Below are 25,101 nucleotides of genomic sequence, written 5' to 3' on the forward strand. Positions count from 1 at the left end.
GCATAACGATAGATATTTTTTTATTTTCTTTGTTTCCTTTTGGAAAGTTGCTCTTTAACATAAATAAGTGAGCGTGCGTGGCTAAATCCTAACCAGCTAAATAAATTAACAATAGAGGCTCGGTGCGTGTTAAGAGCAATATAAAGTTCTGATTTAGGATTGTTAATTAATTCCTCAATGTGATCCGTGAATTTTAACCCTTCAACCGCATAGATAATATGATCCAATTTGGTTCCACTATTCATCCAAAAGGGATTCCAACGCCGGTCTTGGCCTGTTCTTAGTCGGTGCATTACATCGATGATTGCGTGACCAGCAGGCCCATGCCGGGCGAGTATATTTACTGCAAAATAAAGACGAGGAACGGGTTCACTAGAACGTGCATAACCTTGGGCAATCGTTTTCAGTGATGCACTATAATGCTTACGGTAATATTCCACTCGGTTATGATTACCTGCGAGTGCATAGCCCATAGCAATAAAATCAGGATTAACTTGATGCCTTAAACGATACTCTTCTACTTTGCCATGATTCCCGGTGCGCGCATAGCCTATGGCAATCAGACCTGGGTCGGCACGATACAATAGGCGGTATTCCTCGGCCCGTACATGATTATTGGCTAGTGCATAACCCATGGCAATTGAACTTACATCTGCATCATGTTGTAAACGGTACTCTTCAACTTTGGCATCATTATTCGCCTGAGCATAACCGACTGCAATGGCATTTGGATTGGCTTCATGAGTGATGCGGTATTCTTCCACCTTGCTGTGATTACCTGCAAGCGCATATCCCATCACAATAGTATTTACATCGGTTTTGTGTTGCACCCTATAGTCATTAACTTTTTTGTGTTCCCCTGCAAGGGCATAACCCATAGCGATGGCCTTAACATCGGCTTTATGTTGAGTTTGATATTCTTCGACTTTGCTGTGATTACAGGCTTGTGCATAGGCCATTGCAATGGCATTTATATTGGCTCGATGCTGTAGGCGATATTCTTCAACTTTTTCATGATTATGAGCATGGACATAGCCCATGGCAATCGTGCTTGGATTGGCTTGGCATTTTACTCGATAGAGATCGACACTTTCATGATCTCCGGCAAGGGCATATCCCATTGCAATAGAGCTGGGATCGGCTCGATGGCTTACGCGATATTCCTCAACTATTCGATGAGCACCTGCGAAGGCGTAACCCATCGCAATCGGATCAACCAGTGCTCCTATGTTACGTAACATTTCTGCGGCTTTATAGTGCCCACCTGCTGCTAATTTACCCGCCGGCGTAAAATAGGGGGGCGAACTATCAAGTACATCAATATGTGCATCTGTGAAGCTCTTATTTAGTTCATAAACATCTTGGGCTTCCAGTGCCGCATTATAAATTTTGTCAAACATAAGATCTCTTATGTAAGGGATAACTTCTTTAATATATTATGGCAAAGAAAATTAGTTCTGTTGATAATAATTTATTTTAAGTGAGTCAACATAAACGTCAATACAGGATTCTCTTATTTTTCAAAAAATTGTAGCCCGTATTAGACGAAGTCGTAATACGGGTATTAATAGATAACGTTAGTTGAACATTAATGAGTTTTCTGGTTCTACATACAAATTAGATAAAGGAGGTATTACCATGGATGACATACGCGTAGTTAACGATACGGTATTGTAAGGAATACTAAGCACCGCCAATAAGAGTCCCATAGCAGTACCAAGGAGCATTGTGCCTGTATAAGCCAACGTTTTACCCGTGTTTTCCAAAGCGGTATCCACTGCCTCGTCGCTCATAAAAATAAGGCTTGACATGGTGATTAATAAATCACCCGCTAGAGCAACAGCTCCGATAAGGGTATTGTATGCGGAGATGACTGAGCCAATTGAAAAAGCAAGGGGGCAACGTAATATGGTGAATAGGTCATGAAAAAAATCAGGACTGTTTTCAAAGGGTTTAAAAAAATTCATTCTTCGTGCATACACTTCAAATCCACGTTCTGAAACACCAGAAACATAGCTGCGATCCTGTTCCTCATTGCTTAAATCAAAAATATAATTTAAATCTTGCCAGTCTTGTGCATTAAACATTTAAAGCTCTCCGCTGATTGAAGTTGCTCTATGGTATTTAATTTGTCCGTTATAGTCAAATTATTATCAACAAAAGGTGCTAGATAGGTTGCAAGCAACGAGGATTTCCTTAAAATAAGCTAAACTGACAATAGATGCATCTAAAGGAGAATAGAATGAGGGGATTACTCAGCTGCTTGCTTTTGGGGATATCAATTATGGCTTATGCACATGATGAAACAATGACTGTGAATGCGAAGGCCTCTGAATTTGTTATTAACTTACCTGCAAATCCCACAACAGGATTTCAGTGGTCAATTGTTAAATATGATCATGGACTTTTAACCTTAAGTTCTAGTGCTTATGATAAACCTAAAACGAATCTGATTGGTGCTGGCGGTCAAATGCATTATGTTTTTCAGTTAAATAAAGGGAAGGTTGTTCCTAAAAATACAGAGCTGAAATTTAAATACGGCCGTAGTTGGGAACCTAAAACAGCGACCATAAAAACAATTAAAGTTAATTTTGTTAAATAGTTATAAACGGTGTAGTTTCCTAAAACGGCAGCTAAATTAGATAGCTCGGTGAATAAAATAGAACTAGCAATAAGAAAGCCTGGCCGCATGTTAGGGCACTTTTTTCAGAGTAATACTCGAATTACCGCGGCTTGCCACGGTAATTCGGTCTCCAATACGCCACGCCATACCTAAATCAAAATCAAATTTTCTTAAACGGCAAATACCTCGGTATCCAAAACATATCCGCAATTAACTTTTCCAAATCCGCATCTTGATTTTTTTGAGCATGACCGGAGGCAATCGCAGATTTAGCTACCGCAATAGCAATTTCTTTAGCCACTGTTTGTGCGTCATCTAAAGAGGGCAGTAATGGTAAGAAACTATCTTTTTTACTTGGAGCAAATCGACACAAGGCTTCTGCTGAAGCAAGAATCATATCATTAGTTAATTTGGATGCGTTAACCGCTAATACTCCTAGACCAATACCAGGAAATACTAAGGCATTATTGCATTGCGCAATTTGCACCATGCGATTTTGATATTCAATTGCAGGAAATGCTGTTCCTGTTGCTATTAATGCTTTACCCTGGCTCCAAGCTAAAATATCCTCAGGTTTTGCCTCACATTTTTCATCTGGATTTGATAAAGGGAAAATAATAGGACGCTCACAAGTTTGGCTCATTATTTCAATAATATCTTGCGAAAAAGCACCTGCTTGAGCAGAACAGCCAATAAGAATTGTTGGTTTAACCTGTCTTACTGTATCTGTAAGTGAGGGGTTCTGCTTCTTAGCATGCCATTGGGCAATCTCATTGGAAGCACGCGCATAAGGTTTTTGTGCTCCAGTAAGTTCGGCGTCGTTATTAAGCAATAGGCCTTGTCTATCAATTAGCCAAAAACGCTTATATGCTTCTTCTTCACTTAAGCCTTCACGTACCATGGCATCGACAATTTGATCGCTGATGCCTGTTCCTGCTGAGCCAGCACCAAAAACAATAATACGCTGATCTTGAAGTTTGGTACCGGTGACATTACAAGCAGACATGAGTGCTGCTAAAGTAACTGCTCCAGTTCCTTGGATGTCATCATTAAAGGTACATAATTCATCTTGGAATTGATCCAGAATACGACGGGCATTGCCCCTGCCAAAATCTTCCCAATGTAAAAAGGCATTAGGGAAGTGCTTATGAATGGCTTGAACAAAGCTTGCAATAAATTCATCATATGCGGCACCACTAATTCGCGGATGGCGACAGCCCAGATATAATGGGTCATTCAATAAGTCTTGGTTATTGGTGCCCGCATCAAGGAACACGGGGAGGGTACGTACTGGATTAATACCGCCACATAGACAATAAACCATCAGTTTGGCTACAGGGATATCCATGCCGCCAATACCCTGATCGCCAATGCCTAAAACCCCTTCACCATCAGTGACTACAATTACATCAATTTCTGGATTAGAACGATTGCCGATGATTTCATCAATTAAATTTTTATCTGAATGAGCAATATACAAACCTCTTGGTTGTCTGTATTCATGGCTAAAGCGTTTTACTGCAGTGCCAACAATAGGGGTATAAATAGTCGGTAACATTTCACCTAAGTGACGATGCAATAATTTATAAAATAAGATCTGATTCTTATCGTGTAAGTTATTTAGATAAATATTTTGCTGCAGTCTTGTGGTGTAGCTGGAATATTGTAAATACGCACGCTTAACTTGCTCATCTAGCGTCTCTACTCGATGTGGAAGTTTACCTAATAAACCAAAGGCTCTCCGCTCTTCATGGGTAAACGCAGTGCCTTTATTTAACTGGGGCGTTGTAAGTAACGGCTTTCCGCACAAAGAGGTTTCTAAATATTGCTCTCCAGTGTGTTCATCACGTTGTAATTTGAAATCTAACATGTGGAAATTCTCACTAAGATGGAATTAGGGATTATCTGATGATAATATCGACTTTTTGTAGTCTACATCAAGAGGTTGAGTATGAATAAGTACTTGGTGGCAATATTAGTGGTGTTTGGATTAACATCTTGCATGAAAAAAGATGAACATTATTACCAAACCCATCCCAATGAATTACAACAGGCAATAAAAAATTGTCCAGAACAACAGCCGCAAGGTATGAGCTGTAATCAAATACAAGAAATTGCAGGAAGAATGAATAGCCTGGCCTACCAACTACAACAAAGCCCACAGGGTTTTGGTAATAAAATTTTAGCATTACAACAGACTGTCGCAGCTCAAGAGCAGAAATTAAAAACAGATGCCAATAACAAAGAATTGCAAGCAAGTATTGCCCAGAATAAGCATGACTTGGAAGAGTATTTAGCAGTTGTGAAATGGTTAGAATCCCCAGCGAGTTAACAATGAAAGTATTAATAAGCAATGATGATGGAGTGCATGCTCCAGGTATTACTATTTTAGCTAAGGAATTGTCCACTTGTGTGGATATAGACGTGGTTGCTCCTGACCGAAATCGCAGTGGGGCCAGTAATTCTTTAAGCTTGAGCCGTCCATTGAAAGTAAAGCAATTAGAGAATGGTTATTACAGTGTTGAAGGCACACCAACTGATTGTGTACATCTGGCTTTAACTGGGTTTTTAAGTCCTGTTTTTGATATGGTTGTTTCAGGAATCAACGATGGTGCTAACTTAGGTGATGATGTTCTGTATTCAGGTACTGTCGCAGCGGCAATGGAGGGACGTTATTTAGGTTTGCCTGCAATCGCCATGTCTATGGTTGGTGATACGATTAAACATTACGAAACAGGTGCCTATATTGCCAAACAATTAGTTGCCCAATTAAGTACTCATAGTTTGCCATCGCAAACTATTTTAAATGTGAATGTTCCTGATTTACCTATCGATGAAATTAAAGGCTTGCAAGTTACCCGTTTAGGGACTCGTCATGGTGCTCAGCCCTTAGTTAAAGACCAAGATCCTCGTGGACGTCCTATTTATTGGATTGGTTTGCCAGGAGAGGCAGCAGATTGTGGTCCGGGTACTGATTTTTGTGCGGTTAAAGAAGGCTATGTTTCCATAACCCCCTTACATTTGGATATGACTAATTATAAAATGTTTGATCAATTATCCAGTTGGTTAACTGGCGTTAATTTGATACTTTAGTAAGGGACATTATTCTGAAGTAAGCTATGTTATTCTGAACGAGATGAGGACGCTGTTCTTAAGTGTTCAATGTCTTCCTCTACACGTTCCGCGGCTTGTCCGCGGAATTCAGTAATTTGGCAGGTCTCTCAGAATGACAAAGAATACAAGCATTCCTTACGTTTTAGAACTATTTGCGGCAGATTTTTTAATGAAAATATTTGCTTGAGGCAATTCATGATACTGACATTTTGCAAAAGATCTTTATGTCTTTTTCTGGTAATCGCGCTTGTGGGCTGTGGGTCCAATTTAGCTCCTGTAACTGAGTCAAAATCGCGACCCTACTCCAGACAGCAAGGAACACATATTGTACAACGTGGTGAAACACTTTTTGCCATCTCATTTCGTTATGATACGGATTACCGCAGCTTGGCACGTTTAAACCATATTTCTCCACCTTATTCATTAAGAGTTGGTCAGGTTTTAAATGTGCGGGGAGGGGTTCGTCGGGTACCTGTACAAAGACGGGTAGCACAATTTAAACAATATCGATCTGCGCCTATTGCGGCACCGAAGGTAATCCACTCACCTATTCGACGTTACGTTCGTTCTGCTTCTGGTTGGTTATGGCCTGTTAGTGGACGTGTCGTTACGTCCTTTATTCCAGATCAAGGTAAAAAAGGCATAAATATTGCTTGTAAGTCTGGGGAAAAAGTTATTGCTGCCTCAAGTGGTACTGTAGCGTATGCAGGAAGTGGTTTGTCAGGGTATGGTAATTTAATTATTATAAAGCATAACAACGAGTTTTTAACCGCTTACGGCAATAATGCGCGAATTATGGTTTCTGAAGGGCAACGTGTGAATGCCGGTCAAGTGATTGCTATTGCTGGAATCATTGATCGTAAGTACACAGGTGTACATTTTGAAATCAGAAAAGCGGGCATTCCTGTCAACCCGTTGAATTATTTACAAAAAGGTTGACATTTAATGAGTGGTTGTAGCAACAATAGAGGTACCATATGGTTGCAGCTCGTCATGTTCTAAGGGATTTCGTGATGGGATGACTACCTGAAAAGGTGTAAATTCTAGAAACACGGCTAAACATTACAGGGTGAAATCATGCAAAATGACGACGAGTCAATTAAAAATAAGGAATTTAAGGATGAGGAGTTGTCTGAAATAAGTGCTGACGATGATGCATTCTTAATTGATGATGACGATTTTGAGGTCCTCACTGAAAAGGATGCGGAAGAATCTGAGTTACCTGATTTTTCGGATGATGCTGCTTTTCCTTCTTTTAGTCGCGGCAAAAATGCCATAAAAATGATGGATGCAACTCAACTATATTTGAGTGAAATTGGATTTTCTCCTTTACTAAGCGCTGAGGAAGAAGTTCATTATGCAACGCTTGCCTTAAAAGGCGATGTTGCAGCACGTAAAAAAATGATTGAATCGAATTTACGTTTGGTTGTTAAAATTTCTCGACGTTATCTTAATCGCGGACTGCCTTTACTTGATTTGATTGAAGAAGGGAATCTGGGCTTAATGAAATCCGTTGAAAAATTTGATCCAAATCGTGGTTTTAGATTCTCAACCTACGCCACTTGGTGGATTAGACAAACGATTGAACGTGCGATTATGAATCAAACCAGAACAATTCGTTTGCCGATTCATGTGGTTAAAGAACTTAACGTATACCTGCGAGCAGCACGCCAACTTACTCAAAAGCTAGACCATGAGCCTTCTCCCGAAGAAATTGCTGAAATGGTCGATAAGCCTTTAGAAGATGTGCAAAAGCTCTTGGGTTTGAATGATAAAGTTGCTTCTGTTGATACGCCCATAGGCTATGATGAAAACAAATCGTTGTTGGATACTATTGCGGATGAAAATAGTGTGAATCCAGCAGAGCTATTAACCAATGAGAACCTGCGCCTTCACATTGAATCGCTTTTAGATAAGTTAACTGAAAACCAACAGCAAGTTATTGCCCGACGTTTTGGTTTACGTGGCTTTGAAAAAGCAACACTGGAAGATGTAGGTAAAGAAATCGATCTTACTCGTGAACGCGTACGCCAAATTCAGGTTGAAGCATTAAAAACGCTACGTGGCTTGTTAGAGAAAGTAGGTTTAACCCAAGAAGATCTATTCTAAAACGCAGTAGGCTGGATTTTTCAGCCCAGCCTACAGTTACTGTCTTTAAACGCTGCGGAGCAACTAAAGCTTAAAACCCGGCTTTAAACCTTGCCAACAATCAGCATAATTCTTTTGTCGTTCTTGAGCATCCATTGCCTGCTCAGTAACTTGCCACACATCACGAGTTTCAAACATAAAAGCCAAGGTATTTAAATAAGCTTCAGGCTCTAATTTTTTCGCAGTAGCTGCTTCATAACTTACCTGATCAGGACCATGCGGAATCATGCAATTATGGATACTCACACCACCAGGTACAAAACCCTCTTTTTTTGCATCGTATTCGCCACGTATAAGTCCCATTAACTCATTCATGTAGTTTCGGTGAAAATAGGGGGGTCTGAAGGTATGCTCTGCAACCATCCAACGAGGAGGGAATATAACGAAATCAAGATTCGCTACCCCAGGGGTATCACTATCAGAAGTCAGCACGGTAAAAATAGAGGGATCTGGATGATCAAAGCTTACCGTATTAATGGTATTAAATAAGCTTAAGTCATAGCAATAAGGAGCATAATTTCCATGCCAGGCGACTACATTAAGTGGCGAATGAGCACTGGGAGCAGTCCATAGTTTGTTTTGATATTTACAAACTAAAGTAGCCGTTTGATCTTGCTGTTCATAAGCGGCAGTTGGGTATTTAAAATGGCGCGGATTAGCTAAACCATTCGAACCAATAAGTCCTAATTGCGGTAGGGTTAAAGGATTACCCGCGTTTTCACATAGATAGCCTTGGGCTTCTTTGCTGATTAATTCGACTTTAAATTTAACCCCGCGAGGAATCACTGCAATCATACCAGGGCATATATTCAATTTACCAAATTCGGTATGAAGGTTAATTTCTCCTATATAGGGCACAAATAACAATTCACCATCATTATCAGAAAAATAGGTATGTTGCATGGAACGATTACACTGGTAAAGATAAGTCGTTACTAAGTGAGATCCTGCCAGATGAAACAAGCCATCAATGAAATCGCACTCATTATCTGCATTGTCAATAGGTGACCAGCGTAATGGGTTAGGAGATTGCTCAGGATGGTAGGGTTTTACTAGCTCATTTTTGTAGGGCTCATAATTTCCTTGCACCACCGTAGGGAGTATGCGGTAAAGCCAACTATGCTGATTCAAGTGGCGTGGGCGGGTAAAAGATGTGCCGTTTAATTGTTCTGCATAAAGACCTAAATTACAGTTCTGCGGAGAATTTTGGTTACTTGGTAATGCCCCTGAGACCGCTTCGCTTTGATGATAATTGCCAAAACCTTGCAGATACACTGTCTATCTCCTTATATAATCATTAATGGGTTAGTTTGCCATGAAAACAGGTAATTTTGTAGCCCATATTAGACGAAGTTGTAATGCAGGATGTATGGCACCAATCCCTATACGAGTAGGCCATATTATCTAACTACGGATGAAGATTTTTAATAACAGAGAATGTATAATCGCATACAAATTTAATTCGAGTTAGAGGTCAGTTATGGCAGGTCATAGTAAATGGGCGAATATTAAATTCCGCAAGGGAGTTCAAGATGCCAAACGCGGTAAAATATTTACAAAATTAATTCGCGAAATTACCGTTTCAGCACGCATGGGGGGAGCAGAAGAGTCTTCTAACCCAAGGCTACGCGATGCGATTAAAAAAGCACTTGCTGCAAATATGAAACGCGACACAATTGACAATGCGATTAAACGTGGTGTTGGTGGCTTGGATGGCGAGGCTATGGTTGCTATGCGTTACGAAGGTTATGGTCCAGGCGGTGTTGCTGTTTTAGTCGATTGTTTGTCTGATAATAAAAACCGTACAGTTTCTGAAGTGCGCCATGCATTTACTAAAAATGGTGGTAATTTAGGAACCGATGGTTCGGTAGCTTATTTATTCACCAATCAAGGTGAAATTCTCATGGCTGCAGGAGTATCTGAAGACCAAGTAATGGAAGTTGCGATTGAAGCTGGCGCTGATGATGTTTCAGTGGAGGACGGACAAATTGAAGTAATTACTCCAGTTGAAGCTTACCATAGCGTATTAAATGCGTTAAGCGATGCTAACTTGGTGGTAGAACAATCCCAATTAACAATGCGCGCTCAAACCTTAGTGCCGATTGATGATGAGTCAGCTGAGAGCTTGATGAAAATGATCGATATGCTGGAAGACTTGGATGATGTTCAGGAAGTTTACAGCAACGCTGAATTTTCAGAAAAACTTTTAGAATCAATGAGCTAATGACTGTTATTTTAGGAATTGATCCTGGATCACGAATTACTGGTTATGGTTTAATCAGGCAAGTTGGCCAGAAAATAGAATACGTTGATAGTGGGTGTATTCGTACTACACCCACTGGCGAGTTGAGCCAAAAGCTATTACAAATCTATGATGGCATTTGCCAATTAATGGATCATTATAGTCCTGAAGAGGTCGCAATCGAGCAAGTGTTTATGCATCAAAACCCTAATTCTGCTTTAAAGTTAGGGCATGCTCGTGGAGTGGCTATGGTTGCTGCTGCATCACATCGCGTAAAGGTCAGTGAGTATTCTGCACGAGAAATCAAACAAACAGTTGTTGGCTATGGAGCTGCAGAGAAAGCTCAAGTAGGACATATGGTGGTGAGTTTGTTGTCGTTAAATAAAGCGCCACAAACGGATGCCGCTGATGCTTTGGCAATTGCTATCTGCCATAGCCATATGCGTCATAAATTATCTGCAATTATAGGCAACACCAGTGTTAGTTTAAGGAGAAGAAGACGATGATTGGATGGCTTGATGGTCAAATAGTTGATAAGCATCAACCAGGAAAATTAGTAGTGAATGTCCAAGGGGTTGGCTATGATGTGGAAACCTCATTAAATACCTTTTTCCAGTTAGATAATCTAAATGGCTCTGTCGGCTTACACATTCATACCGTTGTTCGTGAAGATGCTTTGTTATTATATGGTTTTTTAGATAAGCAAGAACGAGCATTGTTCCGTGCATTAATAAAAGTAAATGGTGTAGGACCTAAAATGGCTATGGCCATTCTCTCCAGTACAACCCCTAACGAGTTTATTCAATGCATTAAGCAGGAAAATGCCGCTTTTCTAACTAAGTTACCTGGAATTGGTAAAAAGACTGCTGAGCGCTTGGTTGTGGAAATGCGTGATAGCATTAAGCAATTTACCGATTCACCGGCAGATACTTTACAGGCACCGGTAAACTTAATTCTTGGCCAGAATGAAGCTGTGAGTGCATTAGAAGCATTGGGCTATAAGCCTCAAGAAGCGTTAAAAGCCGTGAATAAGGTTGATGATGGCACGAAGACTTGCGAACAGTTAATTCGCGAGGCATTGCAGATTTTGGCTACGCGTTAGTTGTAGCAACTGTCTTGAATTTTATTTCAAGACAGTTGCTACATTTATAAATCTATTTTTCTGAATCAAGTGGTAAAAACACCCGAACAATAAGCCCTGTCCCTGTTATTGGCGCATCCAACTCAACTCGACCATTATGTAACTGACAGATCTGCTGAACAATACCAAGTCCCAATCCACTTCCAGGACTTTTATTACCTAAGATACGGAAGAACCGCTCAAAAACACGAGCTCGTAATTCTGCAGGAATACCTGGGCCATTATCGCAAACCTCAAGCATCACTTCGTGTTGTTGCTGAGAAAGACGAACGACAATATGTCCATTCTCATTGCAATAACGAATCGCATTATCCACGAGGTTACGAATTAATATGCCGATAGCTGTTGAATTCCCATGAAGGATAATACTCTCAGCAGTGGTTTCAAACTCCAAATCAATTTGTTTTTCTACTGCGGATGGAGCAAGCATTGCTAATGTCTCACGAGCTAAACGACTCAGATTGACCTCGTCCTGTCCATCCATATGCGCAGCCTCAGGGACTAAGCGGCTCATAGTTAGTAACTGTTGCACCACGTGAGTACTGCGGTTTACACTCGCAAGCAACTTTTGCAACGCTTGGTTTTTTTCTTCAATATTATTTGTATGTAATGCAACTTGAGCTTGAGTTTTCAAGGCAGCAAGAGGTGTGCGCAATTCATGAGCCGCATCTGCGGCAAAACGTTTTTCCCGTTCAAAACCTTCTTTTAACCTAAAAAATAGCTTATTCAATTCATCGATAACAGGTTTTATTTCTTCAGGTACTTCTTGTAAATCTACAGGCTCCAAGTGACTCGGTGCACGGTTTGCCACTTCCTCGGCAACCTTATCTAAGCTATCTAAACCTCGTCCAATAATAATCCAGATTAATAATCCCGATAGGGGGAAGGTGAGCAACATGATGTAGAGGTCATCTTGGGCAATACGATGCCCTAATTCATTACGTGTATCATAGCGCTCTGCTAATACAGTACGAACTCCAGCTTTTGCATTATAGGTAGTAAATACACGCCAATCTTGATCGGCAATTTTTTTATCACTAAAGCCATCAACTTCTGAAGCAAGAGGGATTTTAGGTGCGGTAGAGGAATGTAATAATAATTTTCCACCATTGGTCCAGACCTGAAAATTAAATTTGTCCATGTAATTTTCTGGCGGCTCATCATTTAAAAATCTTTTTTGATAAAAGTTGTCTACTTTTTGGGGAATCGTTTCCAGTGCTTCTTGAATTTTTACGAGAGGGCGTTGATGGAGATCGTCACCTAACAGAGCCTGATACGATAATGCGGAAACAGCCATTAAGGTATCTAAGTGATCTTGAATGTCTTTTTGATCAAGATAATAGTTACCAATGGCTGTTAAAGTAGTGGTGATCGTAATAGCCAACAATAAGTTAAATAATAAAAACTTTCGTATAGACGATTTCACGATACCACAAAGCCATCATTTTTTTCTGCCATATAACCAACACCGCGAATAGTGCGTATGAAATTGGCATTAAGTTTTTTACGTAAATTATGAATATGAACTTCAAGCGCGTTGCTATCTACGTCTTCTTCCCAGCCATAAATACTTTGCATGAGCTGTTCACGCGATAAAACTTGCCCGCTGTTTTCTAACAGTTTTTGCAGTAATGCAAATTCTCGACGAGGCACGTTAACCAGAACATCATCAACAAATACTGAATGAGCGGCCGGATCTAATGTAATGTTTTTATACTGCAAGACCGCATCAGCACGACCTTGAGAACGTCGAACCAATGCTCTAATTCGGGCACTGAGCTCATTTAAGTCAAACGGTTTAACCAAGTAATCATCTGCACCACTGTCTAAGCCTTTAACGCGATCTTCAACTGATTCACGTGCGGTGAGAATAATTACAGGAGTAGCGTTGCCGTCATTGCGGATATTTTGTAATAACCCTAAGCCCGATAATTTAGGTAAACCCAAATCAAGAATAATTAATTCAAAAGATTCTGATTTTAATGCAGCACGCGCTGCTTCCCCATCCTTGAGCCAGTCGACTATATAACCAAACTGGGTTAATCCTGTTTTTACAGCATCTCCTAGTAATTCGTCATCTTCAACTAGCAATAGTCTCATTCTGGCTCCTATTGTTTCTCAAGTCCGGTTTCATCCATATGTTTTGTTAGGTAAAACGCTTGGATTAATACAAAAAGTAGGGTAAATCCTACACCACCAAATAATTTAAAGTTAACCCAGGCATCTGTGTCGTAATTGTAGGCGACATAAATATTGACCGCTCCCATTAAAATAAAGAATAAAGACCATGCAAAGTTCAGTCTATGCCAGATCTTGGATGGCAGTGATACATTCGCTTCCATCATTTTTTGAATTAATGGTTTGCTGCCTATAAAACTTGAACTGAAGAATATTAAAGCAGAAAGCCAATAAATTCCTGTTGGTTTCCATTTAATAAACCATGGATTGTGGAAAAAGAGGGTAGCTCCACCGAGCACCATAATGATTGCCAGGCTGATTAAGTGCATTTTTTCATAGTGCTGGAATTTTAAGCGGTAGAATGCTACTTGGCTTAATGAGGCTATCATTGCCACTGCTGTGGCTGTATATATATTAGAAAGTTTGTATACGATAAAAAATAAAACTATAGGGAAAAAATCAAATAGTAATTTCATATATTCATTAATACTATAAACAAGTTATTTTCAGTATAACACAAGTTTTGATTTCACTCTCGCAAGGTTCGTGCCGGAAATAAAAAATTTTTGTAACTATTTAGTTAAAAATTAATCCGCTAATAGGGGGCATGGTCGCACTTACTTAAGTTTTTCTTGCCCAATAATGCTCACGAATTATCGCGGCATTTAGCTGCGGTAATTCAGTTTTCTATACGCCAGATAACACTAATATTAGTCACGGGACAATTTTATCCGATAAGAATTTTTTGACCAAGGTATAAAGGCGTATTCCATTGAAGTCCAGGATTCAAAGAAAGAATTTGATTTAATGGCAACTGATGACGTTTTGCGATTACATCCAAGGTATCGCCACTACGAGCTATATATTGCTTCGCGGGTTTTACTGTTTTCCAAATAATTAATTGTTGTCCGACACGTAAATGTTGGTTGCTGGATAATTTATTCCAGGTCAGAATGTCATTCGCGTTAACTCCATACATCTTTTCCAGGCGTTGGTAGCTATCAGCAGCTTGTACTATATGAATCATGCGGTGGCTTCCCATTGCGGGAGTTGGCGTAGCAACAGGAGCTGGGGCATATTGGTTCGGTCCGTAATAGGTTGTTTTGACCATTTCTTGCTTGGGAATAGGGGTTGGCATAAGTGGCGCATTTCGCGTACTGGGAATCAAGATGGATTGATTGGGTTTTACTTGATTTGTGGTCAATTGATTTAACTGCTTAATTAAATTCACAGTTGTATGGTATCTATTCGCAATAGAGTCTAGATTATCTCCCTGCAGCACTTGGTGTTTGGTCCAGCTCACTCGTTTATCTTCAGGAAGGTTCGCTAAATTTAAGCTAAATTGGCGTACTTTTTCTGTAGGTATCAATAATTTAAAAGGTTTGTAGGGAGCTGTAGTCCAGTGATTGAATCCAGGATTTAATTTGATTAACTCTCGATAACTAATTCCGGCTAATTTGGCAGCATGGTTTAAATCGATTTGACTGCCAATGTTTACTTCTTGGAAATAGGGTTGATAGGGAATTTCTGGAATTGATATTTTATATTGCTGCGCGTTTTTTACAATTTCAGCAAAGGCGAGCAGTCGCGGTACATAAATTTGTGTTTCTCTGGGTACAGGTAAGTCCCAGAAGCTCGTACTGCGATTCTCTTGTTGGGCGGCTTTGATTGCTCGTGAAATAGTTCCTTCACCTGCGTCATAAGACGCTATGGATAGTGTCCAATTGCCGTCAAAAAATTTATTCAGGTAGACTAGGTAATTGAGGGCTGCATCAGTTGAATGACCAATACTGCGTCGTCCATCAAACCACCAGTCTTGTTTTATTCCAAAATCCTTGCCTGTTCCTGGCATGAGTTGCCATAAGCCAGCTGCACCAACAACCGAATAAGCAAAGGGGTCAAAGGAACTTTCAATCATAGGGATTAAGGCTAATTCACCAGGCAAGTTTCTTTTCTTAATTTCTGTAACGATATGGTAGATATAGGGTTGAGACTGACGGAAGACTTTTTGCAAATAACCGGGGTGAGCTATTAGCCAGCGTATTTGTGCTTGGACTTCGGCTCGCGAAATTTCATGGTCTAATTTAAATTCACTACGAAGTACCTCCCATACATCGGAAGTAGCATGGGTATTGGCAATACCACAAAAAACGAGAATACCTAATAAAAATCTTATTATTATTATTATTATTATTTTCAAAGGTATTTACCTATGAGTACTATTGGCTTGCCAGTGTACTAAAGTTTATTCGATGATTAAACCCTTTTTGGTCTGTATTGGTCCACAACGGTTTTAATTAGGTCCCTTTGCCTTTTATTTGAAATTGTTTTTGGCTTCACGTAACGCTGAAAAAATAGCTAACGGGTTAGTAGACAAGGCCCCATGATGCTGCGCATAGCTTTGTACTTCGGTACTCTGAGTACGTAAAAAAGGATTTATTGATAGTTCTATTTCGATAGTCGAGGGTAGGGTACAAGGAGTCGTTTGGACCTGTAATTTTTGGATGTATATTTGAATAAATTGATTATGAGGCTCTACCGTTTCAGCAAAGCGTAAATTTTGCATGGTATATTCGTGGGCGCAATAAACCTCTGTTTCAGGGGGTAATGATTTAAACAGTTCCATTGAACGATGTAATTGTTCTATTGTTCCATCAAATACTCTGCCGCAACCTGCTGAAAACAGTGTATCGCCACAAAACAACCAGCCTTGCTGAGCTTCATAATAGCTAATATGGCTGGAGGTATGCCCGGGATTAGATAGGATACGAAAAGAGTTGTGTCCAATGTTTATGGTTTGATGCTCACTCACATGATGGTTTATATAAGGAATGCGCGAATCATGAGGCCCATAAACGATACAGTTAGGAGCCTGATGAAGGAGCTGGGCAACACCGCCGATGTGATCATTGTGATGGTGCGTTAATAAAATAGAGCGTAGCTGCAGATGCTGTTCTTTAGCAAATTGAAGCACCGGCTGAGCGTCACCTGGATCAACACAATCAAAAACCCCGGCCTCTTTATCAATAATCGCCCAAATGTAGTTATCAGAGAATGCTGAGATAGGGACAATTGCCATGTTAATAGGTCTCGATAAGATAAGAGGAAACCCCTGGATTAAAATAAATGCGTAGAGCATCTAGGGCTGTTTTCATTTCTTCAGCAAAAGTATAAGGTGGATTAATTATCCAAAGTCCTGCTCCTGACATTCCCTGCATGGGAGCCATAGTTAAATTAAATTCAATACGTAAGGCGCTATTGGCTTTGATGTCTTTCATGTTTCGCACCAGCCTATCAACGAGTCGTCTATCAACTACTGGATACCAAAGGCAATAAACTCCTGTAGAAAAACGAGCAACTGCTTGTTTTATAGCGGCAGGAATTGTTTTGTATTCATCTTTTATTTCAAAAGAGGGATCGATAAAGATTAAACCTCTCTTTTCAGGTGGAGGTAGTAATGCATTCATTGCTGCAATCCCATCGGTTTCGCTGAAATGTACTTTCTTGTTGAAACAGGGTAGGGTGCTTAGCTCATCAAACTCTGCTGGATGTAGCTCGCAAAAATACATTCGATCTTGGGCGCGTAAGTTTTTAATCGCTAAACTGGGAGAACCAGGATAGTGCTTCAACTCGTTATTTTTATTGAGTTCTGAAATAGCTTGCGTGTAATTATGAAAAACAGGGGGAAGAGCTTTATGATCAGGCCAGATTAGCTTGATGCCCTGTTTGTATTCGCCTGTTTTTTCGGCTTGTTTGTTCTTTAAGTCATAAACCCCTCTTCCTGAATGAGTTTCAAGATAAAACAAAGGCTTATCTTTAATCGTGAGGTAGTTTAGTAGGCGTGTTAGCGCAATATGTTTAATGACATCGGCATAATTACCGGCATGATATCCGTGTTGATAGCTCAGCATAAAATTAATTTCGTATAAGAGTAATGTGATGAATTATATCAGATTAAAAAAATTTTCTACTATACTCTTTGTAAGAAGGGCAAATTTTACAGTATCTCGTACCCTTTTGGTAAAAGTCTGATAGGAGACAGTGATGAGAGATCTGCATGAAGATTATGATGAGCAGTCTTTTTCTGATTATAGTTACGATGATGAGGTTACAGACACTACTCATCGAAAAAATGTACGGCGAATGCTAGAAGAACGATTAGAGCGCAAACGTTTACGCGAGGAATTTAAAGACGACTTTGACGAACTCAGTGGAGAGTTTGATTGGGATTCGTTTGAAGAAAAATAGTCTTAATATCTAATTGATGTAGCCTGGTTGCCCACAACCAGGTTTTCTCTATTGTTTTAACGTTAATGCCGCCATTAAGGTGTTTTCAAGTAGACTGACAACAGTCATTGGACCCACACCACCAGGAACCGGAGTAATCCAGGCAACTTTATTGAGTGCTTTTTTGAAATCGACATCACCGCGAATCGTTCCATCAGAGAGGCGGTGGATACCAACATCAATAACAACTTGTTTTTCATTGAGCCATTCAACATCAATAACATCCATATGACCTGTTGCAACAACGATGAAATCAGCAATGCGCACGAAATGCTCGAGATTTTGAGTCAGACGATGACAAACAGTAACCGTAGCTCCTGCAGCAAGTAATTCCAAACTCATGGGACGTCCGACAATATTTGATGCACCAATTACCACGGCATGTTTGCCTTTGACGTTCAGATGATAATGTTCCAGCAGACTCATAATGCCCATCGGGGTGCATGGACGAAGCAGGGGATTACGTTGCGCCAGTCGGCCTAAATTATAAGGATGGAATCCATCAACATCCTTTGCAGGTTTAATACGCTCAATGATCACTGCTTCATCTATGTGCTTGGGGAGAGGTAATTGAATGAGAATGCCGTCAATCTCTTGGGAATCATTTAAATTATCAATAAGCTTGATTAATTCCTCCTGGCTGGTTTCCTCAGACAAGTCATAAGAGTGGGAAGTGATGCCCACTTCAGCACAGGCTTTACGTTTATTATTAACATATACTGATGAGGCTGGATCCGTACCAATAAGTACTACCGCAAGCCCTGGAGCATGATGTCCTTGTTGTACCAGCTCATGCACTCGTAGTTTTAATTGATCTCGACGGAGAGCAGATAAATTTTTTCCATCAATCAATGATGCTGACATAGTAATCCGGGAAAAAAGCAGGGGGTAAATTATGTATTAGAGGTAGGGCTAATGCAAGCGATTTAAAAGTGCTTTTAAGCGACCAATACAGAAAAATTATTAACAAATCTTGAAAATGAATTAAACAATAGAACGGATCTCTATTCTGAAATTAAAAAATTATGATCACAAGATCGTAGGCTTGCTCTATGGTCGGAGGGATCCTCACCTTATATTTATAGAGGCTCCCTCCGATCATAGGTCTAACCTATAAGTCAGTGCAACACGTTACTTAACTACTTGTGCCGTCTGATTTCCACCAAAAATATAACTTACAGAAACCAACACTTCATTAGAATGGTAAGAACCAGGGTTCAAGGATTGATTAGACCAAGTTCCTTTTCCAGGCCCAGAACTAATTTGTCCCAAGTCTTGATAGCTATACCCAACAGATAGTGTCCATTGTGGTGTAAGCAGTAGATCAAGGCCTGCACCAACATTGTATGTAAATTCACTAGTACTGAAATTAGAAAACTGTGGACTTACTCGCGGAGTTACACCAGCGGGTGCTCTTTCTTTATAGCGAGATGTCCTGTTAAACGAGCTTCCAATTCCTGCATGTGCAAAAGGAGAAAATTTTTTATATTGAAAGAGATTCACTTTTGCAGAAGCCAGAAGCATATTCGCTGTTAAATCCCAATCATATTTATAATTAGCGAGTTCTGGACCTGAATTGTTCAGGATTCTATTGCCAATATTAGTCCGGAAAAAATACTTCCATACAGCACTAAAGGAATAGGCTGGAAACCATACGCTATCATGTTGCCAACTCCGTCCTAAAGCAAGACCAATCACGGGTTCACTTTGATTGCGCGTGGAAAATAAATTGTTACTGCGAGGAGTTAATGAGTTTGGGGTATTATTAATCCTCATCAAATCATTCCATTGAGGATACTGTACGCCAGCCCCGAAAGAGACAACCCAATTTCCTGTCGAACTCCAAAATGGCTCTACGTTTTTTTCTGTATCTTGAGAAAAAGTTGGACTACTAAAAACAAATGCTAAGGAAGCAATGCTGCGACCAAAAAAATTCCATCTCATAGAATGCGTCTCAATGTGCTTTTTTGAAATAAAACCCATAAAAATATCATGGCTAATCAAATGGATCAAGAAAAATAATTATTATCCGATGCTTGGGAAGATAAACTTTGAAAATGAATCGTCTGAGGTATAGACAAAGCAAATACAGTAATATAAATTCAGGCATTTTATTTAGGAATAATGAATGCGTATTGCCTTGGTGCTTGAGTACGATGGTAGCCACTATCATGGCTGGCAAGCACAAACGGGCTTGCATACCGTGCAACAAGCCTTAGAACATGCTTTATCAAAAGTCGCTGATAGTCCTATTTCTGTGGTTTGTGCAGGTAGAACGGATACTGGGGTACATGCAACCAATCAAGTAGTTCATTTTGATACAGATAAAGAACGCAGTATACGAGCGTGGATTCATGGTGCAAATTCCTTCTTGCCTAAAGATGTATGCGTTAAATGGGGCAAAGAGCTTCCAGAAGAATTCAATGCACGCTACTCAGCAACAGCCAGAAGATATCGTTATATAATTTACAATGGGGCGATTCGGCCTGCTTTGCTGCGCAGCAATATGACGTGGCAATATCGGCAACTGGACCACCGTTTAATGCATCAAGCCGCACAATTTTTAGTTGGGGAAAAGGATTTTACTTCCTTTCGTTCTGTTGAATGTCAGTCAAATACACCGATGCGGAATGTTCATAAAATCCAGGTAACCCGGGCCAATGATTTAGTTATTATTGATATTAGTGCAAATGCTTTTTTGCATCACATGGTGCGGAATATCGCTGGTGTTTTAATTGCTGTAGGCTCAGGAAAACATCCGGTATCTTGGGTCGAAGAGGTTTTAGCCGCGCGTGATAGACGATTAGGTGCTGAAACTGCACCTGCCTATGGTTTGTATTTAGTGCAAGTGACTTATCCTCAGGGGTTTGGAATATTACAAAATAATCCCGGACCAGCTTTTCTTTGGGAGAAATAATTGAATCCATCGCGTGTGCGAGTCAAAATGTGTGGTATGACGCGTAGTGATGATATTGCTCATGCTGTTCACTTAGGCGTTGATGCAATAGGTTTAATTTTTTATCCCAAAAGCTCACGCCATGTTACAGTGGAACAGGCTAAGATTTTATTAAAAAATAGTTTGCCGTTTGTCGATGCCGTTGCTGTTTTGGTCGACCCTGAGGTGGAACTAGTACAGCAAATTATTGAACAACTGCCGATTCAACTGATTCAGTTTCATGGTGCGGAATCGGTAGCATTTTGTCAGCAGTTTAATAAACCGTTTATTAAAGCCATTCATTCGGATTCAAGTGCATACATTCAACAGATGGCAGAAGATTATGTTGATGCACGTGCTTTGTTGTTGGATACGCCCTCAAATACCGCGCGAGGGGGGACTGGACTTACTTTTGATTGGGGAGTCATTCCTCGACGACTAGAGAAACCATACATATTAGCAGGTGGATTAGATGAATCGAATGTGTTGGATGCGATTAAAAGCTGTCATCCTTATGCAGTAGATTTATGCAGTGGTATCGAAGCGTCTCCTGGAATAAAAGATCACACTAAGATGACGCAATTTATGAAGCGTATTTCAACGCTTCCCTTAAATTAAATACCATGACTACCAGGTTCTACAGCCTAGTTTACATAGTGAGGTATATACGCAATGAATAAAAAAGAACTTCCTGATGAGCACGGACATTTTGGTCCCTATGGCGGCATTTTTGTCGCAGATACATTGATGCATGCCTTAAAAGAATTAGAACAAGCTTATAACAAGTACCGCTATGATGCTGAGTTTTTGGCAGAATTAAGTCGAGAATTAAATTATTTTGTGGGTCGTCCTAGCCCACTTTATCATGCTGAACGTTTAAGTCAGCTCGTTGGCGGAGCACAGATTTATCTGAAACGGGAAGATTTAAATCATACCGGTGCGCATAAAGTAAATAATACGGTAGGACAGGCTTTACTTGCAAAGCGCATGGGCAAAACACGAATCATTGCTGAAACGGGGGCAGGGCAACATGGTGTTGCTTCGGCAACAGTGGCTGCTAAGTTAGGCTTTGAGTGTGTTGTTTACATGGGGGCTGAGGATGTAAAACGTCAGGCAACTAATGTCTATCGGATGAAATTATTAGGTGCTGAGGTCGTGCCTGTAACTGCAGGTTCAAAAACATTAAAAGACGCACTGAATGAAGCAATGCGTGATTGGGTCAGCCATATTGATGATACCTTTTACATTATTGGAACGGTGGCAGGACCTCATCCTTACCCACAGATAGTACGCGATTTTCAGACGGTTATTGGTATGGAGGCTCGCGCTCAATTCTTAGAAGCAAAAGGGCAGTTACCTGATGCATTAGTGGCATGTATTGGTGGTGGTTCTAATGCAATTGGCTTATTTTATCCCTTCCTTAATGATGAGTCAGTAGCCATTTATGGTGTTGAAGCTGGCGGTAAAGGTTTGGAGACTGGTGAACATTCTGCTTCTCTAATTGCAGGCAAGCCTGGGGTATTGCATGGTAATCGCACTTATTTACTTTGCGACGAGCATGGACAAATTCAAGATACCCATTCGATTTCCGCGGGTCTTGATTATCCAGGCGTGGGACCAGAGCATGCTTATTTAAAAGACATCGGTCGAGTTAAATATGAAGCCATCAATGATGACGAAGCCTTACATGCGTTTCGTACCTTGACTCGTGTAGAAGGTATTATGCCTGCGTTAGAGTCTAGTCATGCGATAGCCTATGCGATGAAATTGGCAAAGACAATGGACAAGAACCAAAACATTATCGTGAATTTATCCGGTCGTGGTGATAAAGACATGCATACTGTTGCAAGTATTGATGGGATTAGCGTATGAACCGAATAGACAAAGTTTTAGCTAAGATACAAGCTAGTGGCAAAAAAATGCTGAGTCCTTATATTACTGCGGGCGACCCTTATCCTGAGATAACCGTACAGCTCATGCATGAATTGGTAAAGGCTGGGGCTGATGTTTTAGAATTAGGCATCCCTTTTTCTGACCCTATGGCGGAAGGAATCGTAATTCAGCAAGCAATGGAGCGCGCGTTAGCGCATAAGGTATATACTACAGACGTATTAGCTATGGTCAGGGAGTTTCGCGAGCAAGATAAAGAAACACCTATTGTGATCATGGGGTATGTAAATCCCATCGAGCAATATGGCTATGAATTATTTGCTCAACATGCAACTGATGCGGGTGTGGATGGCACGATTTTAGTGGATTTGCCGCCCGAAGAGAGTGCGGAGATTAATTCTATTTGGCAAAAGCACAGCTTATATAGTATTTTTCTTTGCTCACCAACAACCACTGATGAACGCATGGCTTTAATTCAAGAGCATGCTCAAGGGTATTTGTATTATGTTTCTTTAAAAGGGGTGACAGGCTCAAGTACTCTTGATACCACGTCCTTAAAGGCCCAATATCAACAACGCAAAGCGCAAGTAAACTTGCCTTTGATGGTTGGTTTTGGCATAAAAACTCCAGAGATGGCTGCAGAGGTTGCTAGTTTTGCCGATGGGGTTATCGTTGGTGCTGCTTTGATTAATCAGATTTTAGAGGCATATCAGGCAAAACATGATATGCTGCAAGCCGGAGCAAGCTTAATACATTCCATGCGCTGTGCGATGGATGAGCGATGATTAATGTGTAGGTTGGGCTGTGGCCTGACCTGCAAAAACTAAGTATTTAATATAACGATCAAACGAGATCATATGGAAACGATGGAAAAACCGATGACAGAATCAACCGAAAAACGAGCACATTTTATCAGACAATTGATTACTGATGAGCTAGCTAGCGGCAAACATAAATCATTAGTGACGCGCTTCCCACCCGAGCCTAATGGTTATTTGCACGTAGGGCATGCCAAATCTATTTGCCTCAATTTTGGTTTGGCGCAAGAATTTGGCGGTATCTGTTATCTACGATTTGACGATACAAATCCCATCAAGGAAGAAGATGAATACGTGCATGCTATTATTGATGATGTGCGTTGGTTAGGTTTTGAATGGTGTGATATGACCCATTCATCTGATTATTACAATGAGCTTTATGAGTTTGCTGTGTTGTTAATCAAAAAAGACTTAGCTTATGTAGACAGTTTAAGCATGGAAGAGATTCGTGCCTATCGTGGAACTTTGCAAGAGGCAGGACGTGAAAGCCCATACCGCAACCGTCCTATGGAAGAAAGTCTTGATTTATTTACTCGTATGAAAGCTGGTGAATTTGTTGATGGTACGCATGTATTAAGAGCAAAAATTGACATGCAATCGGGTAACATTAATATGCGTGATCCGGTTTTATACCGTATTCGCCACGCGCATCACCAACGTACAGGTGATGAGTGGTGCATTTACCCAATGTATGATTATGCGCATCCTATTTCGGACGCATTAGAGAAAATTACTCACTCTTTATGTACTTTGGAGTTCCAGGATCATCGACCATTGTATGATTGGCTTATCGAGAATTTACCAGTACCTGCAAAACCAGTACAAACTGAGTTTGCCCGTTTGAACTTATCTCATACAGTCACTTCTAAGCGTAAGTTACGTGAATTGGTTGAGAAACATGCGGTTTCTGGTTGGGATGATCCTCGTATGCCGACCTTACGTGGTATGCGTAAACGTGGATATCCACCAGCAGCGATTCGCCAGTTTTGTGAAATGATTGGTATTTCGCGTAGTGACTCAGTGATTGACATGACTTTATTAGAAGAGTGTGTTCGCGCTGAATTAAATCGAACTGCGAAGCGTGCTCTGTGCGTGATGGATCCTTTAAAAGTAGTGATTGAAAACTATCCTGAAGGAAAAGTTGAACAGCTTAATGCATCATATAACCCACAAGATCCGGAAGCGGGACGACGTGATCTTCCGTTTACCAGAGAGCTTTATATTGAACGCTCCGATTTTATGGAAGAGCCACCTAAGAAATTCTTCCGTTTATCACCTGGTGCCGAAGTGCGTTTACGTCATGCATATGTAATTAAGTGTCATGAAGTAATTCATAATGAGCAGGGCGATGTGGTTGAACTACGTTGTACCTATGATGAGAATACATTAGGAAAAAATCCTGAAGACAGAAAAGTCAAAGGCGTTATTCATTGGGTATCAAGCGAACATGCTTATCCGGTGACTGTTTTGCAATACGATCGCTTGTTTACGGATGCGAATCCTGCTCGTGAAGACGATTTCTTCCAATTTTTAAATCATGACTCATTACAAACGATGCAAGGGCTTTGTGAACTTTCTTTAGCGCATCAGCCAGAAGGTGAAGTATTCCAATTTGAACGATTGGGCTATTATTGTGTTAACGAGAAAAAAGATGGATGCGTGAGTGTTTTCCACCGTGTGGTTGATTTGAAAGATACTTGGGGAAAAGTGAGCTAAGGGGCAGAA

At 40.4% G+C, this 25,101-nt stretch carries 26 protein-coding genes; 14 read left to right on the forward strand and 12 right to left on the reverse strand.

All coding sequences use genetic code 11. The annotated features are described in order from the left end of the window. Nucleotides 1–20 precede the first annotated feature (20 nt). On the reverse strand, nt 21–1,400 hold the full coding sequence (locus ACQY7T_RS04925) for a hypothetical protein (protein ID WP_428411605.1): 1,380 nt from the start codon (nt 1,398–1,400) through the stop codon (nt 21–23). A gap of 177 nt (nt 1,401–1,577) precedes the next feature. Beyond that, the gene (locus tag ACQY7T_RS04930) at nt 1,578–2,087 is read right to left on the reverse strand and encodes a hypothetical protein (RefSeq protein WP_428411607.1); all 510 of its coding nucleotides are present in this window, start codon (nt 2,085–2,087) and stop codon (nt 1,578–1,580) included. 155 nt (nt 2,088–2,242) lie between these two features. On the opposite strand from ACQY7T_RS04930, the gene ACQY7T_RS04935 reads away from it, so the two are divergent. Beyond that, nucleotides 2,243–2,602, forward strand: coding sequence for a protease inhibitor I42 family protein (locus ACQY7T_RS04935; RefSeq protein WP_428411609.1), 360 nt, complete (start codon nt 2,243–2,245; stop codon nt 2,600–2,602). 181 nt (nt 2,603–2,783) lie between these two features. Here the strand turns inward: ACQY7T_RS04935 and ACQY7T_RS04940 are convergent, their stop codons facing one another. Then, nucleotides 2,784–4,493, reverse strand: a complete 1,710-nt coding sequence (locus ACQY7T_RS04940; RefSeq protein WP_428411611.1) for an NAD-dependent malic enzyme — start codon at nt 4,491–4,493, stop codon at nt 2,784–2,786. A gap of 81 nt (nt 4,494–4,574) precedes the next feature. Here ACQY7T_RS04940 and ACQY7T_RS04945 point away from each other — a divergent pair, with 81 nt between their 5' ends. The 4 genes from ACQY7T_RS04945 (at nt 4,575) to rpoS (ending at nt 7,846) form a co-directional block, all read left to right on the forward strand. After that, a complete protein-coding gene (locus ACQY7T_RS04945; protein ID WP_428411613.1) occupies nt 4,575–4,955 on the forward strand; it encodes a hypothetical protein in 381 nt (126 codons plus the stop codon). A gap of 2 nt (nt 4,956–4,957) precedes the next feature. Continuing rightward, nucleotides 4,958–5,716: a 5'/3'-nucleotidase SurE gene (surE, locus tag ACQY7T_RS04950; protein ID WP_428411615.1), complete on the forward strand. Its 759-nt coding sequence runs from the start codon at nt 4,958–4,960 to the stop codon at nt 5,714–5,716. A gap of 216 nt (nt 5,717–5,932) precedes the next feature. Further along, nucleotides 5,933–6,676, forward strand: coding sequence for a peptidoglycan DD-metalloendopeptidase family protein (locus ACQY7T_RS04955; protein WP_428411617.1), 744 nt, complete (start codon nt 5,933–5,935; stop codon nt 6,674–6,676). Between the two features lie 138 nt (nt 6,677–6,814). Beyond that, nucleotides 6,815–7,846, forward strand: a complete 1,032-nt coding sequence (gene rpoS / locus ACQY7T_RS04960) for an RNA polymerase sigma factor RpoS (protein ID WP_428411619.1) — start codon at nt 6,815–6,817, stop codon at nt 7,844–7,846. A gap of 63 nt (nt 7,847–7,909) precedes the next feature. Here rpoS and hmgA read toward each other — a convergent pair whose 3' ends face one another. Continuing rightward, the gene (gene hmgA / locus ACQY7T_RS04965; RefSeq protein ID WP_428411621.1) at nt 7,910–9,160 is read right to left on the reverse strand and encodes a homogentisate 1,2-dioxygenase; all 1,251 of its coding nucleotides are present in this window, start codon (nt 9,158–9,160) and stop codon (nt 7,910–7,912) included. Nucleotides 9,161–9,365: 205 nt separating this feature from the next. On the opposite strand from hmgA, the gene ACQY7T_RS04970 reads away from it, so the two are divergent. From ACQY7T_RS04970 to ruvA, 3 genes are read left to right on the forward strand one after another with little or no spacing between them, the layout of a single operon-like run. After that, a complete protein-coding gene (locus ACQY7T_RS04970) occupies nt 9,366–10,109 on the forward strand; it encodes a YebC/PmpR family DNA-binding transcriptional regulator (protein ID WP_428411623.1) in 744 nt (247 codons plus the stop codon). Further along, a complete protein-coding gene (gene ruvC, locus ACQY7T_RS04975; RefSeq protein ID WP_428411625.1) occupies nt 10,109–10,633 on the forward strand; it encodes a crossover junction endodeoxyribonuclease RuvC in 525 nt (174 codons plus the stop codon). The genes ACQY7T_RS04970 and ruvC overlap by 1 nt, the downstream gene beginning before the upstream one ends. Beyond that, nucleotides 10,630–11,229, forward strand: coding sequence for a Holliday junction branch migration protein RuvA (gene ruvA / locus ACQY7T_RS04980; RefSeq protein ID WP_428411627.1), 600 nt, complete (start codon nt 10,630–10,632; stop codon nt 11,227–11,229). The genes ruvC and ruvA overlap by 4 nt, the downstream gene beginning before the upstream one ends. 52 nt (nt 11,230–11,281) lie before the next feature. Here the strand turns inward: ruvA and ACQY7T_RS04985 are convergent, their stop codons facing one another. The 6 genes from ACQY7T_RS04985 to ACQY7T_RS05010 form a co-directional block, all read right to left on the reverse strand. Then, the gene (locus ACQY7T_RS04985) at nt 11,282–12,694 is read right to left on the reverse strand and encodes an ATP-binding protein (protein WP_428411629.1); all 1,413 of its coding nucleotides are present in this window, start codon (nt 12,692–12,694) and stop codon (nt 11,282–11,284) included. After that, nucleotides 12,691–13,368, reverse strand: a complete 678-nt coding sequence (locus ACQY7T_RS04990; RefSeq protein ID WP_428411631.1) for a response regulator — start codon at nt 13,366–13,368, stop codon at nt 12,691–12,693. Before ACQY7T_RS04990 ends, ACQY7T_RS04985 begins: the two co-directional genes overlap by 4 nt. 8 nt (nt 13,369–13,376) lie before the next feature. Continuing rightward, entirely contained in the window at nt 13,377–13,922 is a 546-nt protein-coding gene (locus tag ACQY7T_RS04995; RefSeq protein WP_428411633.1) for a septation protein A, read from the reverse strand. Nucleotides 13,923–14,173: 251 nt separating this feature from the next. Beyond that, complete coding sequence (locus tag ACQY7T_RS05000; protein WP_428411635.1) at nt 14,174–15,646, reverse strand: LysM peptidoglycan-binding domain-containing protein; 1,473 nt, start codon at nt 15,644–15,646, stop codon at nt 14,174–14,176. Nucleotides 15,647–15,760: 114 nt separating this feature from the next. Beyond that, nucleotides 15,761–16,525 carry a hydroxyacylglutathione hydrolase gene (gene gloB, locus ACQY7T_RS05005; protein WP_428411637.1) on the reverse strand — a complete coding sequence of 255 codons (765 nt, stop codon included), beginning with the start codon at nt 16,523–16,525 and terminating at the stop codon, nt 15,761–15,763. A gap of 1 nt (nt 16,526) precedes the next feature. After that, on the reverse strand, nt 16,527–17,357 hold the full coding sequence (locus ACQY7T_RS05010) for a 23S rRNA (adenine(2030)-N(6))-methyltransferase RlmJ (RefSeq protein WP_428411639.1): 831 nt from the start codon (nt 17,355–17,357) through the stop codon (nt 16,527–16,529). Nucleotides 17,358–17,490: 133 nt separating this feature from the next. Between ACQY7T_RS05010 and ACQY7T_RS05015 the strand changes: the two genes are divergently transcribed. Continuing rightward, nucleotides 17,491–17,694, forward strand: a complete 204-nt coding sequence (locus tag ACQY7T_RS05015) for a PA3496 family putative envelope integrity protein (RefSeq protein ID WP_428411641.1) — start codon at nt 17,491–17,493, stop codon at nt 17,692–17,694. A gap of 48 nt (nt 17,695–17,742) precedes the next feature. On the opposite strand, the gene folD is transcribed toward ACQY7T_RS05015, so the two are convergent. Together folD and ACQY7T_RS05025 are read right to left on the reverse strand one after the other, a co-directional pair. Then, nucleotides 17,743–18,597, reverse strand: a complete 855-nt coding sequence (folD, locus tag ACQY7T_RS05020) for a bifunctional methylenetetrahydrofolate dehydrogenase/methenyltetrahydrofolate cyclohydrolase FolD (protein WP_428411643.1) — start codon at nt 18,595–18,597, stop codon at nt 17,743–17,745. A 267-nt stretch (nt 18,598–18,864) separates the two neighbouring features. Further along, entirely contained in the window at nt 18,865–19,677 is an 813-nt protein-coding gene (locus ACQY7T_RS05025) for an outer membrane protein (RefSeq protein ID WP_428411645.1), read from the reverse strand. A gap of 184 nt (nt 19,678–19,861) precedes the next feature. Between ACQY7T_RS05025 and truA the strand changes: the two genes are divergently transcribed. The 5 genes from truA to ACQY7T_RS05050 all read left to right on the forward strand — a co-directional run bounded on the left by truA (nt 19,862) and on the right by ACQY7T_RS05050 (nt 25,092). Further along, the gene (gene truA / locus ACQY7T_RS05030) at nt 19,862–20,650 is read left to right on the forward strand and encodes a tRNA pseudouridine(38-40) synthase TruA (RefSeq protein WP_428411647.1); all 789 of its coding nucleotides are present in this window, start codon (nt 19,862–19,864) and stop codon (nt 20,648–20,650) included. Beyond that, nucleotides 20,651–21,286, forward strand: a complete 636-nt coding sequence (locus ACQY7T_RS05035; protein ID WP_428411649.1) for a phosphoribosylanthranilate isomerase — start codon at nt 20,651–20,653, stop codon at nt 21,284–21,286. Between the two features lie 54 nt (nt 21,287–21,340). Then, nucleotides 21,341–22,540 carry a tryptophan synthase subunit beta gene (gene trpB / locus ACQY7T_RS05040; protein ID WP_428411651.1) on the forward strand — a complete coding sequence of 400 codons (1,200 nt, stop codon included), beginning with the start codon at nt 21,341–21,343 and terminating at the stop codon, nt 22,538–22,540. Continuing rightward, nucleotides 22,537–23,343, forward strand: coding sequence for a tryptophan synthase subunit alpha (trpA, locus tag ACQY7T_RS05045; protein ID WP_428411653.1), 807 nt, complete (start codon nt 22,537–22,539; stop codon nt 23,341–23,343). Before trpB ends, trpA begins: the two co-directional genes overlap by 4 nt. A 93-nt stretch (nt 23,344–23,436) precedes the next feature. Then, nucleotides 23,437–25,092: a glutamine--tRNA ligase/YqeY domain fusion protein gene (locus tag ACQY7T_RS05050; RefSeq protein ID WP_428411655.1), complete on the forward strand. Its 1,656-nt coding sequence runs from the start codon at nt 23,437–23,439 to the stop codon at nt 25,090–25,092. Nucleotides 25,093–25,101: the final 9 nt, after the last annotated feature.

The sequence above is a fragment of the Legionella sp. genome (assembly GCF_965140895.1).
Taxonomy (GTDB): Bacteria; Pseudomonadota; Gammaproteobacteria; order Legionellales; family Legionellaceae; genus Legionella.

Bases quoted from the DNA above. Each gene is read 5' to 3' on its own strand.
- ACQY7T_RS04925 (WP_428411605.1), bottom strand. From the start codon at position 1,400: ATGTTTGACAAAATTTATAATGCGGCACTGGAAGCCCAAGATGTTTAT.
- ACQY7T_RS04930 (WP_428411607.1), bottom strand. From the start codon at position 2,087: ATGTTTAATGCACAAGACTGGCAAGATTTAAATTATATTTTTGATTTA.
- ACQY7T_RS04935 (WP_428411609.1), top strand. From the start codon at position 2,243: ATGAGGGGATTACTCAGCTGCTTGCTTTTGGGGATATCAATTATGGCT.
- ACQY7T_RS04940 (WP_428411611.1), bottom strand. From the start codon at position 4,493: ATGTTAGATTTCAAATTACAACGTGATGAACACACTGGAGAGCAATAT.
- ACQY7T_RS04945 (WP_428411613.1), top strand. From the start codon at position 4,575: ATGAATAAGTACTTGGTGGCAATATTAGTGGTGTTTGGATTAACATCT.
- surE (WP_428411615.1), top strand. From the start codon at position 4,958: ATGAAAGTATTAATAAGCAATGATGATGGAGTGCATGCTCCAGGTATT.
- ACQY7T_RS04955 (WP_428411617.1), top strand. From the start codon at position 5,933: ATGATACTGACATTTTGCAAAAGATCTTTATGTCTTTTTCTGGTAATC.
- rpoS (WP_428411619.1), top strand. From the start codon at position 6,815: ATGCAAAATGACGACGAGTCAATTAAAAATAAGGAATTTAAGGATGAG.
- ACQY7T_RS04970 (WP_428411623.1), top strand. From the start codon at position 9,366: ATGGCAGGTCATAGTAAATGGGCGAATATTAAATTCCGCAAGGGAGTT.
- ruvC (WP_428411625.1), top strand. From the start codon at position 10,109: ATGACTGTTATTTTAGGAATTGATCCTGGATCACGAATTACTGGTTAT.
- ruvA (WP_428411627.1), top strand. From the start codon at position 10,630: ATGATTGGATGGCTTGATGGTCAAATAGTTGATAAGCATCAACCAGGA.
- ACQY7T_RS04990 (WP_428411631.1), bottom strand. From the start codon at position 13,368: ATGAGACTATTGCTAGTTGAAGATGACGAATTACTAGGAGATGCTGTA.
- ACQY7T_RS04995 (WP_428411633.1), bottom strand. From the start codon at position 13,922: ATGAAATTACTATTTGATTTTTTCCCTATAGTTTTATTTTTTATCGTA.
- gloB (WP_428411637.1), bottom strand. From the start codon at position 16,525: ATGGCAATTGTCCCTATCTCAGCATTCTCTGATAACTACATTTGGGCG.
- ACQY7T_RS05010 (WP_428411639.1), bottom strand. From the start codon at position 17,357: ATGCTGAGCTATCAACACGGATATCATGCCGGTAATTATGCCGATGTC.
- ACQY7T_RS05015 (WP_428411641.1), top strand. From the start codon at position 17,491: ATGAGAGATCTGCATGAAGATTATGATGAGCAGTCTTTTTCTGATTAT.
- folD (WP_428411643.1), bottom strand. From the start codon at position 18,597: ATGTCAGCATCATTGATTGATGGAAAAAATTTATCTGCTCTCCGTCGA.
- ACQY7T_RS05025 (WP_428411645.1), bottom strand. From the start codon at position 19,677: ATGAGATGGAATTTTTTTGGTCGCAGCATTGCTTCCTTAGCATTTGTT.
- truA (WP_428411647.1), top strand. From the start codon at position 19,862: ATGCGTATTGCCTTGGTGCTTGAGTACGATGGTAGCCACTATCATGGC.
- trpB (WP_428411651.1), top strand. From the start codon at position 21,341: ATGAATAAAAAAGAACTTCCTGATGAGCACGGACATTTTGGTCCCTAT.
- trpA (WP_428411653.1), top strand. From the start codon at position 22,537: ATGAACCGAATAGACAAAGTTTTAGCTAAGATACAAGCTAGTGGCAAA.
- ACQY7T_RS05050 (WP_428411655.1), top strand. From the start codon at position 23,437: ATGACAGAATCAACCGAAAAACGAGCACATTTTATCAGACAATTGATT.